The organism is Rhodococcus sp. SG20037, from assembly GCF_031763325.1.
In the GTDB taxonomy this organism is placed as follows: domain Bacteria; phylum Actinomycetota; class Actinomycetes; order Mycobacteriales; family Mycobacteriaceae; genus Rhodococcus_F; species Rhodococcus_F qingshengii.
Genome location: NZ_CP134497.1, coordinates 2381743 through 2400152, shown reverse-complemented (window position 1 = coordinate 2400152; position 18410 = coordinate 2381743). Strand labels below are relative to the sequence as shown.

The 18410-nt window shown below is 64.0% G+C and carries 17 protein-coding genes; 5 read left to right on the top strand and 12 right to left on the bottom strand.

All coding sequences use genetic code 11. The features are described from left to right. Window positions 1–36: 36 nt before the first annotated feature. Complete coding sequence (locus tag RHP72_RS11130) at window positions 37–804, top strand: hypothetical protein (RefSeq protein ID WP_208689660.1); 768 nt, start codon at window positions 37–39, stop codon at window positions 802–804. A 35-nt stretch (window positions 805–839) separates the two neighbouring features. On the opposite strand, the gene RHP72_RS11125 is transcribed toward RHP72_RS11130, so the two are convergent. The 7 genes from RHP72_RS11125 to RHP72_RS11095 all read right to left on the bottom strand — a co-directional run bounded on the left by RHP72_RS11125 (window position 840) and on the right by RHP72_RS11095 (window position 9156). Further along, window positions 840–1487, bottom strand: a complete 648-nt coding sequence (locus RHP72_RS11125; RefSeq protein ID WP_218681203.1) for a maleylpyruvate isomerase family mycothiol-dependent enzyme — start codon at window positions 1485–1487, stop codon at window positions 840–842. Further along, a complete protein-coding gene (locus RHP72_RS11120; protein ID WP_037130090.1) occupies window positions 1432–2181 on the bottom strand; it encodes a sirohydrochlorin chelatase in 750 nt (249 codons plus the stop codon). The genes RHP72_RS11125 and RHP72_RS11120 overlap by 56 nt, the downstream gene beginning before the upstream one ends. After that, window positions 2168–3328 carry a uroporphyrinogen-III synthase gene (locus RHP72_RS11115; protein WP_003942336.1) on the bottom strand — a complete coding sequence of 387 codons (1161 nt, stop codon included), beginning with the start codon at window positions 3326–3328 and terminating at the stop codon, window positions 2168–2170. Before RHP72_RS11115 ends, RHP72_RS11120 begins: the two co-directional genes overlap by 14 nt. After that, window positions 3325–3738 carry a nitrite reductase small subunit NirD gene (gene nirD, locus RHP72_RS11110; protein ID WP_003942316.1) on the bottom strand — a complete coding sequence of 138 codons (414 nt, stop codon included), beginning with the start codon at window positions 3736–3738 and terminating at the stop codon, window positions 3325–3327. Before nirD ends, RHP72_RS11115 begins: the two co-directional genes overlap by 4 nt. Window positions 3739–3828: 90 nt before the next feature. Continuing rightward, the gene (gene nirB, locus RHP72_RS11105) at window positions 3829–6330 is read right to left on the bottom strand and encodes a nitrite reductase large subunit NirB (RefSeq protein ID WP_003942314.1); all 2502 of its coding nucleotides are present in this window, start codon (window positions 6328–6330) and stop codon (window positions 3829–3831) included. Window positions 6331–6379: 49 nt separating this feature from the next. Then, window positions 6380–7780 (bottom strand): nitrate/nitrite transporter, encoded by a 1401-nt coding sequence (locus RHP72_RS11100; RefSeq protein WP_085989607.1) that lies wholly within the window; start codon window positions 7778–7780, stop codon window positions 6380–6382. A gap of 113 nt (window positions 7781–7893) precedes the next feature. Next, window positions 7894–9156, bottom strand: a complete 1263-nt coding sequence (locus tag RHP72_RS11095) for an MFS transporter (protein WP_065455522.1) — start codon at window positions 9154–9156, stop codon at window positions 7894–7896. Between the two features lie 93 nt (window positions 9157–9249). On the opposite strand from RHP72_RS11095, the gene RHP72_RS11090 reads away from it, so the two are divergent. Next, window positions 9250–9930 carry a FadR/GntR family transcriptional regulator gene (locus RHP72_RS11090; RefSeq protein WP_003942319.1) on the top strand — a complete coding sequence of 227 codons (681 nt, stop codon included), beginning with the start codon at window positions 9250–9252 and terminating at the stop codon, window positions 9928–9930. Here the strand turns inward: RHP72_RS11090 and RHP72_RS11085 are convergent. Genes RHP72_RS11085 through RHP72_RS11075 form a run of 3 tightly spaced genes read right to left on the bottom strand, consistent with a single transcriptional unit; the run spans window position 9927 to window position 13108 of the window. Further along, window positions 9927–10781: a TIGR02569 family protein gene (locus tag RHP72_RS11085; RefSeq protein WP_007731227.1), complete on the bottom strand. Its 855-nt coding sequence runs from the start codon at window positions 10779–10781 to the stop codon at window positions 9927–9929. The two genes, RHP72_RS11090 and RHP72_RS11085, sit on opposite strands and share 4 nt — an antisense overlap. 45 nt (window positions 10782–10826) lie before the next feature. Then, the gene (gene moeZ / locus RHP72_RS11080; RefSeq protein WP_311094681.1) at window positions 10827–12014 is read right to left on the bottom strand and encodes an adenylyltransferase/sulfurtransferase MoeZ; all 1188 of its coding nucleotides are present in this window, start codon (window positions 12012–12014) and stop codon (window positions 10827–10829) included. 47 nt (window positions 12015–12061) lie between these two features. Beyond that, window positions 12062–13108, bottom strand: a complete 1047-nt coding sequence (locus tag RHP72_RS11075; RefSeq protein ID WP_007731223.1) for a DUF3152 domain-containing protein — start codon at window positions 13106–13108, stop codon at window positions 12062–12064. Window positions 13109–13436: 328 nt separating this feature from the next. Here RHP72_RS11075 and RHP72_RS11070 point away from each other — a divergent pair, with 328 nt between their 5' ends. Continuing rightward, window positions 13437–14108 carry a TetR/AcrR family transcriptional regulator gene (locus RHP72_RS11070; protein WP_003942309.1) on the top strand — a complete coding sequence of 224 codons (672 nt, stop codon included), beginning with the start codon at window positions 13437–13439 and terminating at the stop codon, window positions 14106–14108. A 69-nt stretch (window positions 14109–14177) separates the two neighbouring features. Here RHP72_RS11070 and RHP72_RS11065 read toward each other — a convergent pair whose 3' ends face one another. Together RHP72_RS11065 and RHP72_RS11060 are read right to left on the bottom strand one after the other, a co-directional pair. Continuing rightward, window positions 14178–14408 (bottom strand): DUF3107 domain-containing protein, encoded by a 231-nt coding sequence (locus RHP72_RS11065; protein ID WP_003942312.1) that lies wholly within the window; start codon window positions 14406–14408, stop codon window positions 14178–14180. 107 nt (window positions 14409–14515) lie between these two features. Continuing rightward, window positions 14516–15211, bottom strand: a complete 696-nt coding sequence (locus tag RHP72_RS11060) for a ferritin-like fold-containing protein (RefSeq protein ID WP_029255047.1) — start codon at window positions 15209–15211, stop codon at window positions 14516–14518. A 377-nt stretch (window positions 15212–15588) separates the two neighbouring features. Between RHP72_RS11060 and RHP72_RS11055 the strand changes: the two genes are divergently transcribed. Both RHP72_RS11055 and RHP72_RS11050 read left to right on the top strand, forming a co-directional pair. Further along, on the top strand, window positions 15589–17193 hold the full coding sequence (locus tag RHP72_RS11055) for a DEAD/DEAH box helicase (protein ID WP_030534998.1): 1605 nt from the start codon (window positions 15589–15591) through the stop codon (window positions 17191–17193). A 9-nt stretch (window positions 17194–17202) separates the two neighbouring features. Then, complete coding sequence (locus tag RHP72_RS11050; protein ID WP_311094680.1) at window positions 17203–18405, top strand: hypothetical protein; 1203 nt, start codon at window positions 17203–17205, stop codon at window positions 18403–18405. Window positions 18406–18410: the final 5 nt, after the last annotated feature.

The window sequence follows — 18410 nt, the reverse complement described above, 5'->3', positions numbered from 1 at the left end:
CGAATTACTGTCGGCGACTCGTGGGATCATCGCGCCATGAATCGTGTCGACGAAGGATTCGAACCGCCGGACGCATTGGTCGAGTGGTGCCGCTCCCGCACCTTTCCACTGCACGTCCTCGACGACGAAGCCACCGTCGACCTGGATTGGTGGAACGCCCACCTGAAGGACGCCGGCCACACCATCAGCCTGCGCGGGCGTGATCTCGACGGCAAAGTGATCACCGAAGGCCGAGCCATCGTTCAACGCAACGACCTTCGCCCGTCGAGCGATCTCGTTGTCGCCCAGCACGACGGCCTCGGACTACTGTTTCTCTGCGCGGCCTGGCAGGGCTCGCACGAGAGCCGACGGTTCACACGGCGGTTCCCCAACGTCTTCAATCCCCATCACCGCGAGGACGAGGATCCGCTGACCCAGATCACAGCCATTCTCGATCACTGCTCGAAAAACAAGTCGATGCCCGTCGTCCGGCGCGACACCTGGTCCGGGTGGCCACTCACCCCCGGTGTCGGGGTATCGCTGATGGCCGCTTTCATGTGGGCAGTGGGCGTACAGGCCGAAGGCCGACGCGCTCAGATGATCGACCAGTACGGAGTCTCGACGCTCATCCACGAGGGCTGGCTCGAGGATCCTTCCGTCACCGGCTTCACGACGCGTCGCTACCGCCGGTACTGCGAACTTCTCGACAGCTGGGCCTATGCCGCCGGCACCCAACCCGAGATCGTCGAGATGTGGTTGGTGAAAAGGTGGAGTGCGCGGTTGGCCCAAGCACGCAACGACGTGAGCGCCCCCACCCTGTTCTAACTCTCAGAACGGCTGCATCTCAGAACGGCTGCATCTCAGAACGGCCAGGCAGGGAGAGTCGGCAGCCCCACCCTCGTCGGCCTCCCAACCAACCAGGCCAAGGTCTCCGCGTCGGACAGTGACGGCACTCGTACACCCGGGACCGCCGTCTCCAGTGCGCCCAACTGACTGGCGAGAGTGAATTCCACGAACTCGGCAGGCCAGTCGTGGCAGGTGTAACCGATGTCGAGGTCCATCAGGTGAATCTCGATCTCGTTCCAGCGCAGGATCGGTAGATCGAATGCCGTCACAGGTTTGCGCCACGGCACCGGTGTGTCCAGTCGATCTGTCGGGATCTCGCACAACGCGTCGACCAGCCTCGTTCCCGAGAAGCGGTAGTCGAGGGCCAACAATTCAGCCGGGCGATCTGCGCCCTCTTCGATTGCAGCATTGCGCGCATCCGGCCCCCCTGGATACATCTCCCCCGATTCGCCGCCCTGCACGCCAGCAACAAATCTGCCCAGCGCGTCGGCGTTGCGCGACATGTGCGTCACGACGTGTCCCCGACTCCACCCGGGGAGCCCGGAGGGCTCCCGCGCCTGCGCTTCGGTCAGTGCACCGATGAGAGCCTGTGCCTTGACGTCGGATTCACGAACTGCTGCGACCAGGTCGGCATACGTCGGCGTTACGGAGTGAGACGTCATGCAGCGATACTAGTTCCCTTCGCGCACTCTCATACCGATTCACGACAAGGTCCACCACTCCCGGATCGACGCCGAGCGGTTCGGTCACACCATCGGCTCCTGCAGCGTGCAACCTTTCGTGGAACAGCCCGTGCGCGAGGAGGTACGAGGCGACAAAAACTCGCTTCGCGCCGCGAACGCGTGCTGCTGCAACAACATCGGCTACCTTCGGCTCCCCGGTCGCGATGTACCCGATGTCGACACGAGTCCCCGCCGCTTCGGCAAGCATCAGCGCAGCACGCTCGACGTCTCGCAGCGCCCGCGCATCGGACGACCCGGCGGCAGCAAGCACTGTCGCGTCACCCGGATTCCACCCCGCTTCGGTCAAGCGCCGAAGCAACACGCGTGCAAGCGCCGGATCGGGTCCGAGTGCCGGCGTCACACTCACAGCCGAGTGCTCACTGATCGCCACTTCGCGTCGAACATCGGTGTGAACGTGGTAGCCGGACGCCAAGAAGGCCGGTACGAGAATCGCTCGCCCCGGAGTGTCCCGGAGGACTTCCGAAGGTGACGGACCGAGCACATCGACAAAGGCAACGCGCGTGCGTCCGACGCGCGTGCCGACGGCGTCGGCAAGCGCGGCAACCATTTCCACGCCACGTGCACTACGCGTGCCGTGAGCTACCAGTACGAGTACATCGTCATCGCGTTGCATAGTCACCGGGATTCTGTACGTAGTCGCCGGGGTCGAGGGCAAGTCGATAGCCCCGCTTGACCACCGTCTGAACGGCTTTGGGCGCACCGAGGCACGCGCGCAATCGGGCGACGGCGGTCTCGACGGCGTGGGTGTCGCCGCCGCCGCCGGGAAGAGAAGCCAGAAGTTCGTCGCGGGAGACGACTCGACCGGGACTCGCACCGAGAGTGCGGATCAACGACATCGCAGCCGGCGGCAATTGCTTCACTTCACCGTCCACGACTACGCAACCGCCGCGAATGCTGATTTCGTGTTCGCCGGCTTGAATCTTGTTGGCTCGCTGCGGGAGTTCGTCGACGATGTGTCGCGCGAGCGCGCCCAGACGTGCCCGCGCCGGGGCCGTGGTCGGTACATTCAACGCTTCGAGCGGCGCGGAGGTGACCGGGCCGACGCACATGGCCGCCACCGGACCCCGCATCGCGTCGAGAATGTCTCCGAGATCCCCGGTCTTGTCGGCTCGCATCAACATCGAGGCTACGGCCGGTGCACTGGTGAAACTGACGGCGTCGATTCCGGCTGACGCTATGGCGTCGATCATCCGGTCGAGCAGCGTCGGATCCTCCGGCGGTTCCCATCGATAGACGGGCACCGCGATGACCTCGGCGCCGGCCTCGCGCAACACCTGACAGAAGTCGGGAATCGGCTCCCACTCGGTGGTCGCACCATGCAGTTGTACAGCGATCCGCTTTCCCGAGACACCTTCTGCCAGAAGATGTTCGAGCACCTCGGCGGAAGACTCGGATGCCGGTGACCATTCCTCACGAAGGTCGGCCGCGCGGATTGCTCCCTTGGCCTTCGGTCCGCGCGCGAGCAGACGAGCCGAGCCCAACGCGGATCCGAGATTTTCCGCTTCGCCCCATCCGTCGGCTGCTTCCAGCCAACCCCGGAATCCGATCCCGGTGGTGGCGACAACCACCTCGGGAGGATCCGAGATGATCTGCTGTGTCACCCTTTCGAGCTCACGGTCGTCGGCCAACGGAATGATTCGAATCGCCGGAGCGTGAACGACATCCGCTCCCCGACGAGTCAGCAAGGTCGCGAACTCCTCGGCGCGGCGCGAAGCAGTGATACCTACCGTGAATCCAGCCAACGGCATGTCGTCACTCACGAGACTGCATCGGCGACAGTCGAGCGAACACCCTGCATCTGCAAGCTGTGTACCTGAACGACTCCAGCCCACACGCGAACGCCGTACACCGGCAGCGCAACCGACGAGTCGTCCAGCGCCCGGCCGTCGACCAGCGAGAACGCCTGCTTGAGCAGTGGCGAGACCACGATCGGTTCACCGTCCCGGTCGCCGACGAGTCCGCGAGACATCACCGCGGCGCGGCCGTACGGATCGAAGTTGCTGACAGCCCGGAGTGTGCCGTCCTCGAGTAGGAACAGTGCCACCTGCTCGCCGCCGCGAAGAAGCACGGCAACTCCGCGTCCAGGGATCAGATGGCTCAGCGGGCAGGCCGACGTCCATTCGAGTCGATCCGAATCCAGCTTGGCGATCTGCGCATCGATGACACTCATCGAAGTCCTCCTGTCGATCCGGCGACAACGTCGCGCGGGTTCTTGTCTACGTTTCTACGGATCCCGTGTTTCCCACGGGTTACGCGACTATTACCGGCGCGTGGGGATGCTCGGCATGCCCATCAGGACCGGAACCTTGCGCACTCCGGTCTCGTCGAACACAACCGTCGGGTCGGCTTCTTCCGGTGCGTTGACGAACGAGACGAACCTCGACAATTTCTCCGGATCACCCAGCACACCGGCCCATTCGTCCTGGTAACCCTCGACGTGCTTGGCCATCAGTGCCTCGAGTTCCTCGCCGATACCCAGGCTGTCTTCACAAATCACGGCCTTGAGGTGATCGAGTCCGCCTTCGAGTGATTCGACCCACGGCGCCGTGCGCTGGAGGCGATCGGCAGTACGGATGTAGAACATGAGGTAGCGGTCGATGTACTTGACCAAGGTCGCGTCGTCGAGGCCTCCGGCAAGCAACTGAGCGTGTTTGGGCGACTGTCCGCCGTTACCGCCCACATACAGATTCCAACCGTTCTCCGTCGCGATGACGCCGACGTCCTTGCCTCGCGCTTCGGCACATTCACGGGCGCAACCCGAGACGCCGAACTTGATCTTGTGCGGCGAACGCAGACCGCGGTAGCGATTCTCGAGGTCGACGGCCATACCCACCGAATCCTGGACACCGTAGCGGCACCAACTCGAACCGACGCAACTCTTGACCGTCCGGAGGGACTTGCCGTACGCCTGACCCGATTCCATCCCGGCGTCGACGAGGCGCTTCCAGATCGCGGGCAACTGTTCGACGCGGGCACCGAACAAGTCGATGCGCTGACCGCCGGTCACCTTCGTGTACAAGCCGAAGTCTCGCGCCACTTCTCCGATGACGATGAGCTGCTCACCCGTGACCTCGCCGCCCGGCATCCGAGGTACCACGGAGTACGTACCGTTCTTCTGGATGTTTGCGAGGAAGTGATCGTTGGTGTCCTGCAACGACGCCTGCTGGCGGTGCAGGATGTGATCGGAGTCCGTCGAGGCCAGAATCGAAGCGACTACGGGCTTGCAGATGTCGCAACCGGCGCCCTTGCCGTACTTGGCGATCAGCGCCGAGAAAGTTCTGGTCTGCGTCGACTGGACGATCTGGAACAACTCGGCCCGCGACTGCGCGAAATGTTCGCACAGTGCCTTCGACATCACGACGCCGGAATCGGCCAGCAGCTGCTTCACGGTGGGAAGGCAACCGCCACAGGTGGTTCCGGCGCTGGTGCACGCCTTCACCGAAGCGATGTCGCATGCGCCGGCTGCGATTGCACCGCAGATGGCTCCCTTCGTCACGGCGTTGCACGAGCACACCTCGGCGTCGTCGGGCAGCGAGCCTGCACCCGGCTTCTCCCCCGCAGGCGAGATCAATGTCGCCGGGTCACCGGGTAGTTCGCGACCGACCAGCGGGCGCAGCGACGCGTAGGCCGATGCGTCACCGACAAGAATGCCGCCGAGCAGGATCTTCGCGTCGTCGGAGACCACGAGCTTTGCGTACGTCCCCTTGGACGCGTCGCTGAGGACGACTTCGAGGGCGCCCGGTGAGGTCGCCATCGCGTCACCGAAACTGGCGACGTCGACGCCCATGAGCTTGAGCTTGGTGGACATGTCCGCGCCCGGGAAATCCGCAGCGCCGCCGAGCAGACGATCGGCCACGATCTCGGCCGTCGTGTAACCGGGAGCGACCAGACCGTAGCAACGGCCTTCCACCGCAGCACATTCGCCGACTGCGTAGACGTTCTCGTCCGAAGTCACGCAGCCGAGGTCGGTCAGAATGCCACCGCGCTCCCCCACTGCGATCCCGGCGTCGCGGGCCAGCTGATCACGCGGACGTACTCCGGCGGAGAAGACGAGCAGCGCGGCATCGATGGTGGAGCCGTCGGAGAGTTCGACCACGATTCCGTTGTCGGCCTGCGAAATTCCCGCCGTCCCGACACCGGTGTGGACAGTGAGCCCGAGTTCGGTGACGAGGCGAGCGAGCAGTGCGCCGCCACCCTCGTCGACCTGCATCGGCATCAATCGCGCATTGTGCTCGACGACGTGTGCCGTCATCCCCATGAGCGAGAGAGCATTTGCGGCCTCGAGTCCAAGCAAACCTCCGCCCACCACGACGCCGACAGCGCCAGGACCAGCCTTCTCGGCGGCGGCCCGGATACCGTCGAGGTCGTCGAGGGTGCGGTAGACAAAACATCCGTCGCCGTCGTGCCCCGGTACGGGAGGCACGAACGGATACGAACCGGTCGCCATCACCAGAGCGTCGTAGGAGATCGTCTCGCCGGTTGTCGTCGTGACCGTGCGAGCATCTTTGTCGATCGCGAGCGCGCCCTCCCCCACACGGAGGTCGACCAGGCTGTCGCCGACGTAATCGTTGCCGGCCAGTGCCAGTTCCTTGGGGTCCCACGCTCCGACGTACGAGGACAGCCCGACTCGGTCGTACGCTGCGTACTGCTCGTCGCAGAGTACGGTCACCGACCAGTTGTTCGCTTCGTCGCGCGAACGCAGTGCCTCGACGAATCGGTGTCCGACCATTCCGTGTCCGATGACAACAACCGACTTGCTCATGACGCCTACTTCCTGAGGTACGAGATAGTTCTGAGATTCTGCGGACCGCTCACGCCGTGACTGCGACCTTCGCCTCGTCGACGTCTGTGGTCAGCGTCGACGGCTTGCGCAGGAAGACGAACCAGGTGACTGCGATGCAGGCGATGTAGAAGGCCAGGAACACCCAGAAGGCCATGGTCGCCGACTTCGCGGGGCTGCTGTACGACGCGCGCAGCACCAGGTTGATGCCGACGCCGCCCAAACCGCCTACCGCACCGGCAAATCCGATGAGAGCGCCGGAGATACTGCGCGACCACGTCGCCTTCTCGCTTCGATCCATGTGGTCGAAGCTCTGAGCCTTCGCCTCGAAGATCGCCGGGATCATCTTGTAAACGGATCCGTTTCCGATGCCGGAGAGCAGGAACAGAGCGATGAATCCGAGAACGAATGTCACCATGATTCCGGCGCTGGCGACGCCGGCGGTGTTGTCGTCCATCGTTCCGGCCGTCACGAGTATCGATGCCGCGAATGCCATGGCGACAAACGTCCACATCGTGATCTTGCCGCCGCCGATCCGGTCGGCCAGTTTGCCGCCGAGGGGGCGAGCGATCGAACCGAGGAGAGGGCCGATGAAGGCGATCTGTGCTGCATGCAGCGCGGCCGCGGCCGGAGTGGCACCGCCGGCGAGGAAGTTGATCTGCAGAACCTGACCGAAGGCGAAGCTGAATCCGATGAAGGAACCGAACGTACCGATGTACAGGAAGCTGATCACCCACGACTCGGAGAACTTGAGTGCCTTGGCCATCGAGCGCAGGTCCGACTTCTGGTTGCCCAGGTTGTCCATGAACAGCGCGGCACCGACGGCGGCGGCCGCAATGAACACGAGATAGACGGCGCAGACGATCCACGGAGCGCGGTTACCGACGGTGGCGATCACCAGCAGACCGATCAGCTGAATCATCGGCACACCGATGTTGCCGCCGCCGGCATTGAGACCGAGCGCCCACCCCTTGAGGCGTTGCGGGTAGAAGGCATTGATGTTGGTCATCGACGACGCGAAGTTGCCGCCGCCGATACCTGCAGTGGCCGCTACCAACATGAACGTGGTGTACGACGCACCCGGGTTCATCATCAGGTAGAGCGTGAGAAGTGTTGGCACGAAGAGGAACAGCGCACTCATGACGGTCCAGTTACGACCGCCGAACCGTGCGGTGGCAACCGTGTAGGGAATGCGGAGGACCGACCCGACAAGTGTGGGCACTGCGACGAGGAAGAACTTTCCGGCCGCGTCGATGCCGTAGATATCCGTCGGCATGAACAACACCATCACGGACCAGATCGACCAGATCGAGAAGCCGACGTGTTCGGCTACCACTGACCAGATCAGGTTCCGCTTCGCGATGTCCTTGCCGCCGGATTCCCAGGCGTCGACGTCCTCTGCATCCCAATGCTCGATGTAATGACTCACCAGGGCCTCCTGAATATGTTGGAGACCCAAAGGTAGAAAATGGTTATTGCGCCGGTGCTGCGTGCGATGACCGCGAAGTCAATTGATCCTCACCCGGTAACAAGACCGGGTGTGAGCTAGTTTTTCGCAGGTGCGTGCCAGGAATCCTCGAGCATCCGAGGCTTGCATGCCTGGTAGGCGCCCAGGAGCACCACGATCACAGCGACGACGAGCAGGCCGAACGGCGCAGCGTATCCACCGGACACGTCGTGGAAAACGCCGAACAGGAGCGGACCGAGGCAGGCAACGGAGTAGCCGATGCCCTGGGTGAAGCCGGACAGTGCCGAGGAACCGATGTGCGAACGAGTACGCAGGTTGATCAGCGTGAGCGACATCGGGAACGTGCTCGGACCGAGGCCCAGGACGACAACCCACACGACCGGCGCCGCCATCGGGGCAAAGTACAACCCGCCCATGCCGACCAGGTAGCAGACGGCACACGCGATCACGACAGGGAAGGGATTGGCCATGCGGGCGCACAGCGTCGGTGCACCGAAAGCTGCGACGAGCCCGATCACCGAGAACATTCCGACCATCGTTCCGCCGAAGGCGTCACTGGCTCCGGCGTCACGAAGGATCGAGGGAATCCACGTGAACATCGAATACGTGATCAGTGAGGTCATGCCGAACATGCCGGCCATCCCCCAGGCCACGGGAGAACGCCAGACCTGACCGCGTGGCTGTTCTGCCACTGCCGCAACCGAATCCGATGCATTCTCGACGGACCCGGCTTCGTTCGCGCGAGCCTTGCGCGAGCGAGCGAGGGTGATCAACCACGGCACTGCTGCGGCGAAGCCGAAGGCGGACCACCAGCCGATCGAGAACCGCCACCCGAAGGCGTCGGCAACCGGGACTGCGACGAACGCCGGAACGATGGTGCCGATCTGCACGGCCACGATGTAGACCGAACTCATGGTGGCGAGGCGATCCGAGAAGTACCGCTTGACCAACGGTGGGATCACGACATTGCCGATTCCCATGCCTGCCAGTGCCAGAGCCGAGAGGGCCAGCAACGACCATGTCTGAGACATCATGGCGCGCAACAGCATTCCGACGCCGGCCATGAGCATCGCAACGAGGGCCGTTCGCTCGAGCCCGATACGTTTCGCGATGGCGGGAGTGATGAGACCGAAGATGGCGAACATTGCGGTCGGAACCATGCCGAAGACACCGACGATCGAGGCGGAGAAGCCGATCTCGTCGCGAATCTCGGCCGCCAAGGGCGAGAACGAGGTCACCGCAAGTCGAAGTACGAGCGCAGACATCGCAATCGCTGCGAAGACGAGCACACGGCCTTGTACCAACGAGCGGGTTTCGGTTCTCTCCAGTTGAGCAGTCACCGGTAAATCATAGGATGACCGGACGAACTCGCACAAGCGCGGTAATCTAACGTCACATTCACACCACTTACCCGGACCCGAGGAAACAACCACGTGCAACCCGTTCGACGCGCAAGTCTCATCTCGCAGGTCACCGAACAACTCCGCAACGAGATCCGGAGCGGAACCTGGCCGATCGGTTCCAAAATCCCCACCGAACCGGAACTGTCGGAGTTGACCGGCACCGGTCGCAATACCGTGCGCGAGGCGGTCCAGGCGCTCGTTCACGCCGGAATGCTGGAACGTCGTCAAGGATCTGGCACCTACGTCGTTGCCGTCTCCGACCTCGGTGGCACTCTGGGCAACTACTTTGCCGGCGCCCACCAGCGGGATGTACTCGAACTACGGCGCGCACTCGACATCACCGCGGCCACCCTGGCCGCCGCACGGCGAACCGAAGACGACATCGCCGAACTGACGCGGCTACTCGAGCTTCGCACCGCGTCATGGGAGGGTCAGGACGTCGACGCCGCCACCACCGCGGACGTCGCCCTGCACCGAGCAATCGTCGCGGCCAGCCACAACGAGGTCTACCTGGAGTTCTACGACTCCCTGCTCCCGGTCATCGAGACCACGATCCAACAACACATCGACGCGACCGGCGAGGGATTCCACTCGCAGCACGCGAACCTCGTCAACGCTGTCGTCGACGGGAACACCGTGGCCGCCTCGAACGCCGCACGCGAGTTGTTCGAGGGCCTGGTCTCGGACTTCGGTACCGGCGCCCCGATCTAGAGCAGCAAGCGCACGATGTCGGACGTACGGGCCAACCCCGGGAACGCGTCCGCCGTCGAGCGAGGATGCAGAACATGAACCGCCAAGCGGAACATCACCGCACGTAGAAGCATCTGCGGCCACTCGGGGAGATCTTCCCACCGGCCGACCAGTGCCTCGTCGGCACCGCCCCACGAGATCGCGTCGACCACAGCGACGGCGGCGGCCCACGCAGCCGGCCGCCAATACGGCGTGATGTCGGTGATTCCGGGCGCCATACTGCCCGAGAACAGCACTGTCCCGAACAGATCGCCGTGCACGAGCTGGTCCGGGCTCTGCACCGGCTTACGCAAAGTAGCGAGCCCGGCGATCAGTTCCAGACTCTTGCGACCGTCAGGAGTGGGCGTCTCGAGTTGCTCGACGCCCTTCGCGATCCTCAGCGGAACCGTTTCCCAGGCCGCGCGATCAGCGGCGACGAATACGTCGACCTCGGCCCACGGCGGCACGGGCGGTTGCGCAAGGAAGCGCGGGCGCTCGAGCGAGGCCGTCGCCGCATGCAGTCGGCAGGACATCGAGACCACTTCGTCGTGACGTGGTTCCGGCGATCCGACGATGAAGGTGTCGGCACGCCAGCCCGAGACGACGTAACGACCGTCGGTCGAACGCACCGGTCGAGCCAGCCGAACGCCGTCGACTTCGAGGTTCTCTCGCACCTTCGCCGACCACGCTGCGCGGGCATGATCCGCGACTGCTGAAAGGACGACGTCTCCACACAGCCACCCGCCGTCCCAATCCGCACCGAGTGGGATGGGATCGACTTCACGGAGGCCGAAGGTGGAGCACACGTGCTGGGGAGGTTGGCCTGTGCTCACACCCCAACGCTACCGGTGCGCGGCGCCGCCTCCCGCGAGGCGCGCCTAGTAGACCGGCAGACTCGCATCCACCTGGTTCGCCCAGGCGATCGCGCCGCCTTGAACGTGGACCGCGTCGGAGAAACCGGCGTTCTTGAGAAATGCCAATGCCTCGGCGGAACGAATGCCGGTTTTGCAGTACAGCACTATCTGCTTGTTCTGCGGCAACGTCGCCAGAGCTTCACCGGACAGGATGCGGTCCTTCGGGATCAGCACGGCCCCCGGCAGATGCATGATGTCCCATTCAACCGGTTCTCGTACGTCGACCAGCTCGATCGACCGTCCCTCGCCGATCATGGCCTCCAGTTCGGGCGCCGTGATCGTCGAACCGACAGCAGCGGCACTCGCCTCTTCGGACACGACACCGCAGAACGCGTCGTAGTCGATCAAGGCGGTGACCGGCACGCGGGTCGGATCACGCTGAAGGCGGATCGTCCGGAACGTCATCGCAAGTGCGTCGTAGATCATCAGGCGTCCGAGAAGCGGTTCGCCGATCCCCGTGATGAGCTTGACCGCCTCGGTCGCCATGATCGAACCGACGGTCGCGGGCAGGACTCCGAGCACACCACCCTCGGCGCACGAGGGGACCATGCCTGGCGGCGGCGCCTCCGGGTAAAGATCGCGATAGTTCAGTCCCGCGCCGTCCGGGGCGTCTTCCCAGAAGACCGAGACCTGCCCTTCGAAGCGGTAGATCGAGCCCCACACGTACGGCTTTCCCGCGATGACGGCAGCATCGTTGACGAGGTACCGCGTCGCGAAGTTGTCCGTACCGTCCAGGATCAGGTCGTACTCGGAGAACAGTTCGACCGCGTTGGAGTTGTCCAGGCGGAACTCGTGCAACCGGACGTCGACGTGCTCGTTGATTTCGAGAATCGACTCCTTCGCGCTGAGCGCCTTCGGGCGTCCGACGTCGGAGCGTCCGTGAATCACCTGACGCTGCAGGTTCGACATGTCGACCTCGTCGAACTCGACGATCCCGATGGTGCCCACTCCTGCGGCCGCGAGGTAGAGCAGTGCCGGTGAACCCAATCCACCGGCGCCGATGAACAGGACTCGTGCATTCTTGAGCCGCTTCTGACCGGTCATGCCTATGTTCGGGATGATCAGGTGCCGGCTGTATCGGGCAACTTCCTCCCGGCTCAACTCGGCTGCCGGCTCCACCAGTGGTGGCAATACGACGGGTGTTGCAGACACCGCGAAACACTCCTAGTTCAAGACGAGATCAGGGATTCTCGATCCGGTCACGCTCGGGGGTACGGCCACGGATTGAAGCGGCACGTGAGTCCGTTCATCGGAACGACGCCCTCGGGATCAAGCCTAGCGATGTCGTTGTTCGCGGTTCCGAAGGTCTGCTGCATCATGATCGGTGCGAGTCCGCCTTCGGTCTCGCACGGCTGATGAGCGGCGTATCCGATGGCATGGCCGACCTCGTGATTGATCTGATACTGCCGATACGAGCCGATGTCGCCCTGGAACGAAATGGCGCCTCGCACCCATCGCGGTTCGTTGAGCAGGACTCGGTCCATGCTCGGGTTGTAGCAGGATCCTTCGAGTTCGATTTCGTATCCACAGCCTTCGCGGATCGTCATCTGTGAGGTCAAGGAGATCCGGAAGTCCGGCTCGCCGGCGTCGACGCGCCGGAACGCGACCTTGGGATCGTTGGTCCAACTCTTCGGATTGGCCAGTGTCTGGTCGACCATGCGTCCGTACGATTCGTCTCCGCCGAAGCCGGTCGTGTCGACGCCGTCCTCGATCTCGACCGTGTACGTGAACTCGCGTTCGGTTCCCTGTCCGACCTTGCCCGTCGTACCTGGTACGACGTGCCACGTTCCACCCCCCGCGACGGTGAACGGACCACCGTCGGGAAGGGCACCGGACGGTATCGACGAGGCAAAAGTTCCGTCTCCGGCCGGTGGGGCACCGATGACATCGGTTCCGTCGGTGCTGTGCGCGAGGTCGGCGGTGGCCGACGTCTTGCTCGCGGAGTCTGTGGCGTCCGGCCGCACCGCATCGACGATCACAAGAATGGTGAGCACCACGAGAACCGGAATCGCGTAGGCCCGCCAACCGTAGGTCGAGACGAAGCGCCCGAGCTTGCTCTGCTTTCGCGCTGCCCGGTCCGGTCGCGGATTACGCGGGGTTCGGCCCACTTCTCGTTTGGTCGGATCCCATTGGGCGCGCAAAGGCTGATGGGAGGAAATGCCGCGATAGTCGCGTTCGCCGTAGGCACGATCATCCGGCACCTCCGGCCGACGTTCGTCGCGAGGCGCTCCAGTTCCGCTACGCATTCGACGTTCCTCACGTTCAGGGTTCTGCGTAGTTCGTCCACGCATGCGCGGTCCCCCTGGGTCAGTCACGTCGTCCAGAATCTCACACACGGCAAGTCGCTCGCCCGGGCTGACCGAAACTTGCTGGTCCTGGCGTGTCATGGCAGCCCTTCCTGTAACGAGAAAGACCGCTGGTCTCGCTCACCGAGGCACGCGCGACTCGCCCGGGCGACACACGGTATCGTTCATTCGGCTACGACCGGTGTGACGGAGGATACTGGCGGGTACGCACACGCGACTCGCGGATCCGCGCGCCGACCGAATTACTTTTGCTCAGATTGGAAGCGACATGACAGAACTCGCGGATCGGACTGACTCCGATCGCGGTACAACGGCTGGCAAGCCTGCCGGAACACGTCGCAGCACCCGCCTCCCGCGCGATGCGCGCCGCCTCCAGCTCCTCGCAGCTGCAAGTGAGGTATTCGTTGCGAACGGGTACCACTCGGCCGGCATGGACGAGATCGCCGAATGTGCCGGTGTCAGCAAGCCAGTTCTGTACCAACATTTCCCAGGCAAACTCGAACTGTACGTCGCAGTCCTGCAGAGTTACGTCGACAGCCTCATCTCGGGTGTACGCCAGGCCCTGCGATCGACGACGGACAACAAACAGCGTGTCCGCGCCGCGGTCCAGGCGTTCTTCGACTTCGTCGACAACGACTCCCAGGGCTTCCGCCTGGTGTTCGAGTCCGACATCATGGGCGAACCTCAGGTCCAGACACGCGTCGAACAAGCCACCGAAGCCTGCGTCGACGCCGTGTTCGACCTGGTGAGTCAGGATTCCGGACTCGATCCGTACCGCGCGCGCATCCTTGCGGTCGGTCTTGTCGGTGCCAGCCAGTTCACTGCGCGGTACTGGCTCGAGGCCGCGCGGCCGATCCCGAAGGAAGAAGCCGTGGAAATCACCGTGACCCTCGCGTGGGGCGGTCTCTCACACGTGCCGCTGCAAGCCGAAACGAAGTAACCGGAACCCGAACGAGAATGGGCGGGCAGTCTCACGACTGCCCGCCCATTCTGCTGTTACAGCTACGCGTCAGACGGTAGGCGCGAATCCGACCTTGCGGATATCGGACGGACCGATCTCCACGTACGCCACACGAGAAGCCTGCACCAGGAACTTGCGGCCCTTGTCGTCGACGAGAGCCAGAACCGGCTCGCGGCCACCGAGGACAGCCGCGACCAGTGTCTCGACCTCGTCAGGGGTCTGTTCGCTGTTGACGATGAGCTCACGCGGGCTGTCGATTACACCGATCTTGACCTCCACGGTCAACCTCCGAACTGTTCGTGAATTACATCCGTTGTCGACGCAAGGCTAATGCAGCAACGACCGCCCACGCTCCTCTGCACGCTGTGCCCAGAGCGAACAGGCACCTAGACGAGTCCGAGAATCGCCATCCGCTCAGCATGCTTCGCCTGCATGCCGTCGAACAACGCGACAACTCCGTTGAGGTCGCCGGAGGCGGAGATCACCAGATCGGTGAGATCTTCACGCTGCGCCAGCACGAACTGTGCCTGCGTGATTGCTTCGCCCAGAAGACGGCGTCCCCACAGCATCAACCGGTCCTTGGCGCGAGTACTGGCCTCCACTGCTGCCTTCACCTCGAGCACCACGAACTCCGAGTGGCCCGTCTGGGACAGCACGTCCTCGACGATTTCCGCGACATCCGCCGGGAGGGAGTGCCCGATCTCGCGATAGAAGTCGGCAGCGATTCCGTCGCCGACGTACGCCTTCACGAGCGATTCCAGCCACGTCGACGGTGTCGTCGACGCGTGGTAGTTGTCGAGAGCTCGAACGAACGGGTCCATGACGGCGAAGATCTCGTGGCCACGTTCCGTCAACGCCGTTTCCAGAGTCTCGAAGTGGTCCATCTCGGCGGCGGCCATGCTGGCGAACGCCACCTTGCCTCGCAGGTCCGGTGCCATTTGTGCGTCCTCCGCCAAGCGGTAGAACGCCGAAATCTCGCCATACGCGAGAACGGCAAACAAATCGATCACGCCAGGGTGATCGGAAGCGACTCGGCCTCCGGTTCCAGCGTCCGTCGAAGCATCAAGATCGTGTGCGCCCATGACTACGAACTGTAGTGCTTCGACGGCCGACGCGACCGGCAAGGACCGCATGTCCGATTCGGTGATCTTCGACATGTCACCGCGAGGGACGGACAACGTGCAGCTACAATGGTCTTGGGAGTTCGCCAGTTCCCCCGGGCCAATTGGTTAGCCGGGACGGCTGTATTCACACGAACCCCACCGATAATGTGCGCGCACCTGCATCGACGGTTGTCGCCCGCTTCGCCGAGATCTCCGGACGGTTCGAATTCGTCCGAGTGGAATTCAGTGCTGAGGCGTAGGCATGACCGAAGAAAAAGAGGGCATCGACATCGGCCGACTTACGGCCTGGCCCCTTACCTTGTGCGTGCGTACCGCCACGAGGAAAGGCTAGTCCCCTGAGCAAGATCACTGTCGACCACGAAGACGAAGCAACCGAGAACACCGTTTCCGTCCAGCTCGACGACACCCATGTACCCCCGAGCTTCGCCGAACTCGGTGTCCGCGACGAAATCGTCCGCGCACTGAACGAGATCGGCATCGAGCGCACCTTCGCCATCCAGGAACTCACCCTTCCGTTGGCTCTCGCCGGTGACGACCTCATCGGTCAGGCCCGCACCGGAATGGGCAAGACCTTCGGTTTCGGCGTCCCGCTCCTGCATCGCATCGTCACCGCCGAGAACGGCACAGCTGTTCTCGACGGCACGCCCCGCGCTCTGATCATCGTTCCCACCCGCGAGCTGTGCATCCAGGTTGCCCGCGACCTCGAGAACGCCAGCAAGTACCTCCGGGTCGGCGACCGCGGTCTCCAGGTTCTGCCCATCTACGGCGGCCGTCCGTACGAGGCGCAGATCTCGGCACTCCAGAAGGGCGTCGACGTTGTCGTCGGCACCCCGGGTCGCCTGCTCGACCTCGCCAACCAGTCGCACCTGATCCTGGGCAAGGTGGGCGTTCTCGTCCTCGACGAGGCCGACGAAATGCTCGACCTGGGATTCCTCCCCGACATCGAACGCCTCATGGGCATGGTCCCCGACAAGCGTCAGACGATGCTCTTCTCCGCGACGATGCCCGGCCCGATCATCACCCTGGCTCGCACCTTCCTGACGCAGCCGACGCACATCCGCGCCGAAGAGGCCGAATCCTCCGCGGTGCACGATCGCACCAGCCAGCACATCTACCGTGCACACGCGCTCGACAAAGCCGAGATGGTCGCCCGCGTCCTGCAGGCCGAAGGCCGCGGCGCGACGATGATCTTCACCCGCACCAAGCGCACAGCCCAGAAGGTGGCCGACGATCTCGCCGAGCGCGGCTTCTCCGTCGGTGCCGTCCACGGTGACCTCGGCCAGATCGCCCGTGAAAAGGCGCTGAAGGGCTTCCGTAACGGCAAGGTCGACGTTCTGGTCGCCACCGACGTCGCTGCCCGCGGTATCGACATCGACGACGTCACCCACGTCATCAACTACCAGTGCCCCGAGGACGAGAAGACCTACGTCCACCGCATCGGTCGTACCGGCCGCGCCGGACGCACCGGCATCGCCGTCACGCTGGTCGACTGGGACGACATCCCTCGCTGGCAGCTCATCGACAAGGCACTGAGCCTCGGAATCCCCGACCCGGTCGAGACCTACTCCAGCTCGCCGCACCTCTACGAAGAGTTGTCCATTCCGGCCGATGCCAAGGGCACTGTTCGCAAGGCCAAGGCCGCCCCTGAGAAGGCAGCAACGGACAAAGCAGCAACGGACAAAGCAGACGCGCCGAAGTCGACCGACTCGGACGGCAACGAAGAGAAGGCCGCTCCCCGCCGCAACCGGACCCGTCGCCGCACCCGCGCCGGCGCTTCGACCGACGCCGCGACGTCCACCACCGCCGGCGCCACCACAGCTCCCCCTTCGGCACCCGCGGCAACCGCTGCCGAGAACTCGGACGAAGACGGAGCGGCCAAGCCGCGTCGCCGTCGGCGTCGTCGCCCCGCGGCTTCCGCGACGGCAGGCGCCGCAGAGTAAGCTGCCGATGTGCTGGCTCCCGAAAGGCGTACTCGCTCAGATGTGATCGGTGCGCTGGCAATCGCGCTGGCCGTAATCGTGGCGGTGACCGTTGTGTGGTTGCGCAGTGATGCGCGCGGAACCACCTCGGTCACCGCTGAATCTCCACTCCCACCTCTGTCGACGTCGGTGTTGTTACCCGACATCCTGAAGCAGACGTGGGAATCTCCCAGTGCCGACTCGACGGCACCGATCACCGTCGGAAATGCCGTCGTCACCGCCGACGGCTCCGAGGTGATCGGCCGCGATCCGGCAACGGGCGAAGAAGTGTGGCGATACGCGCGCAACATTCCGCTGTGCGGCGCGATCGGTTCGTGGGATCGCGTCGTCAGCGTCTATCAGGACGATCGCGGTTGCTCTCAGGTCACGTCGCTGGTCGCCGACACCGGCGCCCGAAAGGACCAGCGCAACAGCGACGCCGATTCCGCGGTCAGCCTTTCAGCGGACGGCACCTACCTGATTTCGCGCGGCAGTGAGCGAATGGAGCTGTGGCGCTCGGACCTCGTCCGAACCCTCGAGTACGGCCGGGTCGACGCGAAGGTCAACCCCAACAAGCAACCCCGCACCGGATGCACGCTGCTCGACGCTGCGTCGAGCGCCAACCGAGTCTCGGTACTCGAGCGCTGCCCCGGTGAAGCCTCCAACAGGTTGACGGTGATGAATCCCGCACCCAAGGACGCCCAGGAACCCGAAGAGTACGGATCCGCGATTCTCCTCGACTCCGAGGGCGCCCGCCTGCTTGCCGTGGCCGGCGAAAAGACGGCCGTCTACCTCCCTGCCGCCAACGGAACCGTTTCTCGCATCACCATTTTCGACGGATCCGGCAATCCGATCGTCGACTATCCGATCGAGGGAACGGTGACCGAAGGCGCCCGCACCCGGGCCGACAAGGCTTCGATCACGTGGTGGACCGGCTCGCAGACCGTCAACCTGCGCCTGAGCGATCTGGCTCCGACGTGGATCGTCAACGGAACGTCCGGACCCGGAAGCATGGTTGCCGGTCAGATGCTCATCCCCGTTCCGGGCGGCATTGCAGCCGTCAGTCCGTCGGACGGAGCGGTGCAGCGCATGATCGCAGTCGACCGCGGTGAGACGGCGACACCGATCGTGCTCGCCAGTGCGGGCGAGACGATTCTGGAACAGCGCGGCGATACCTTGTTCGCGCTGCGCTAGAAGCT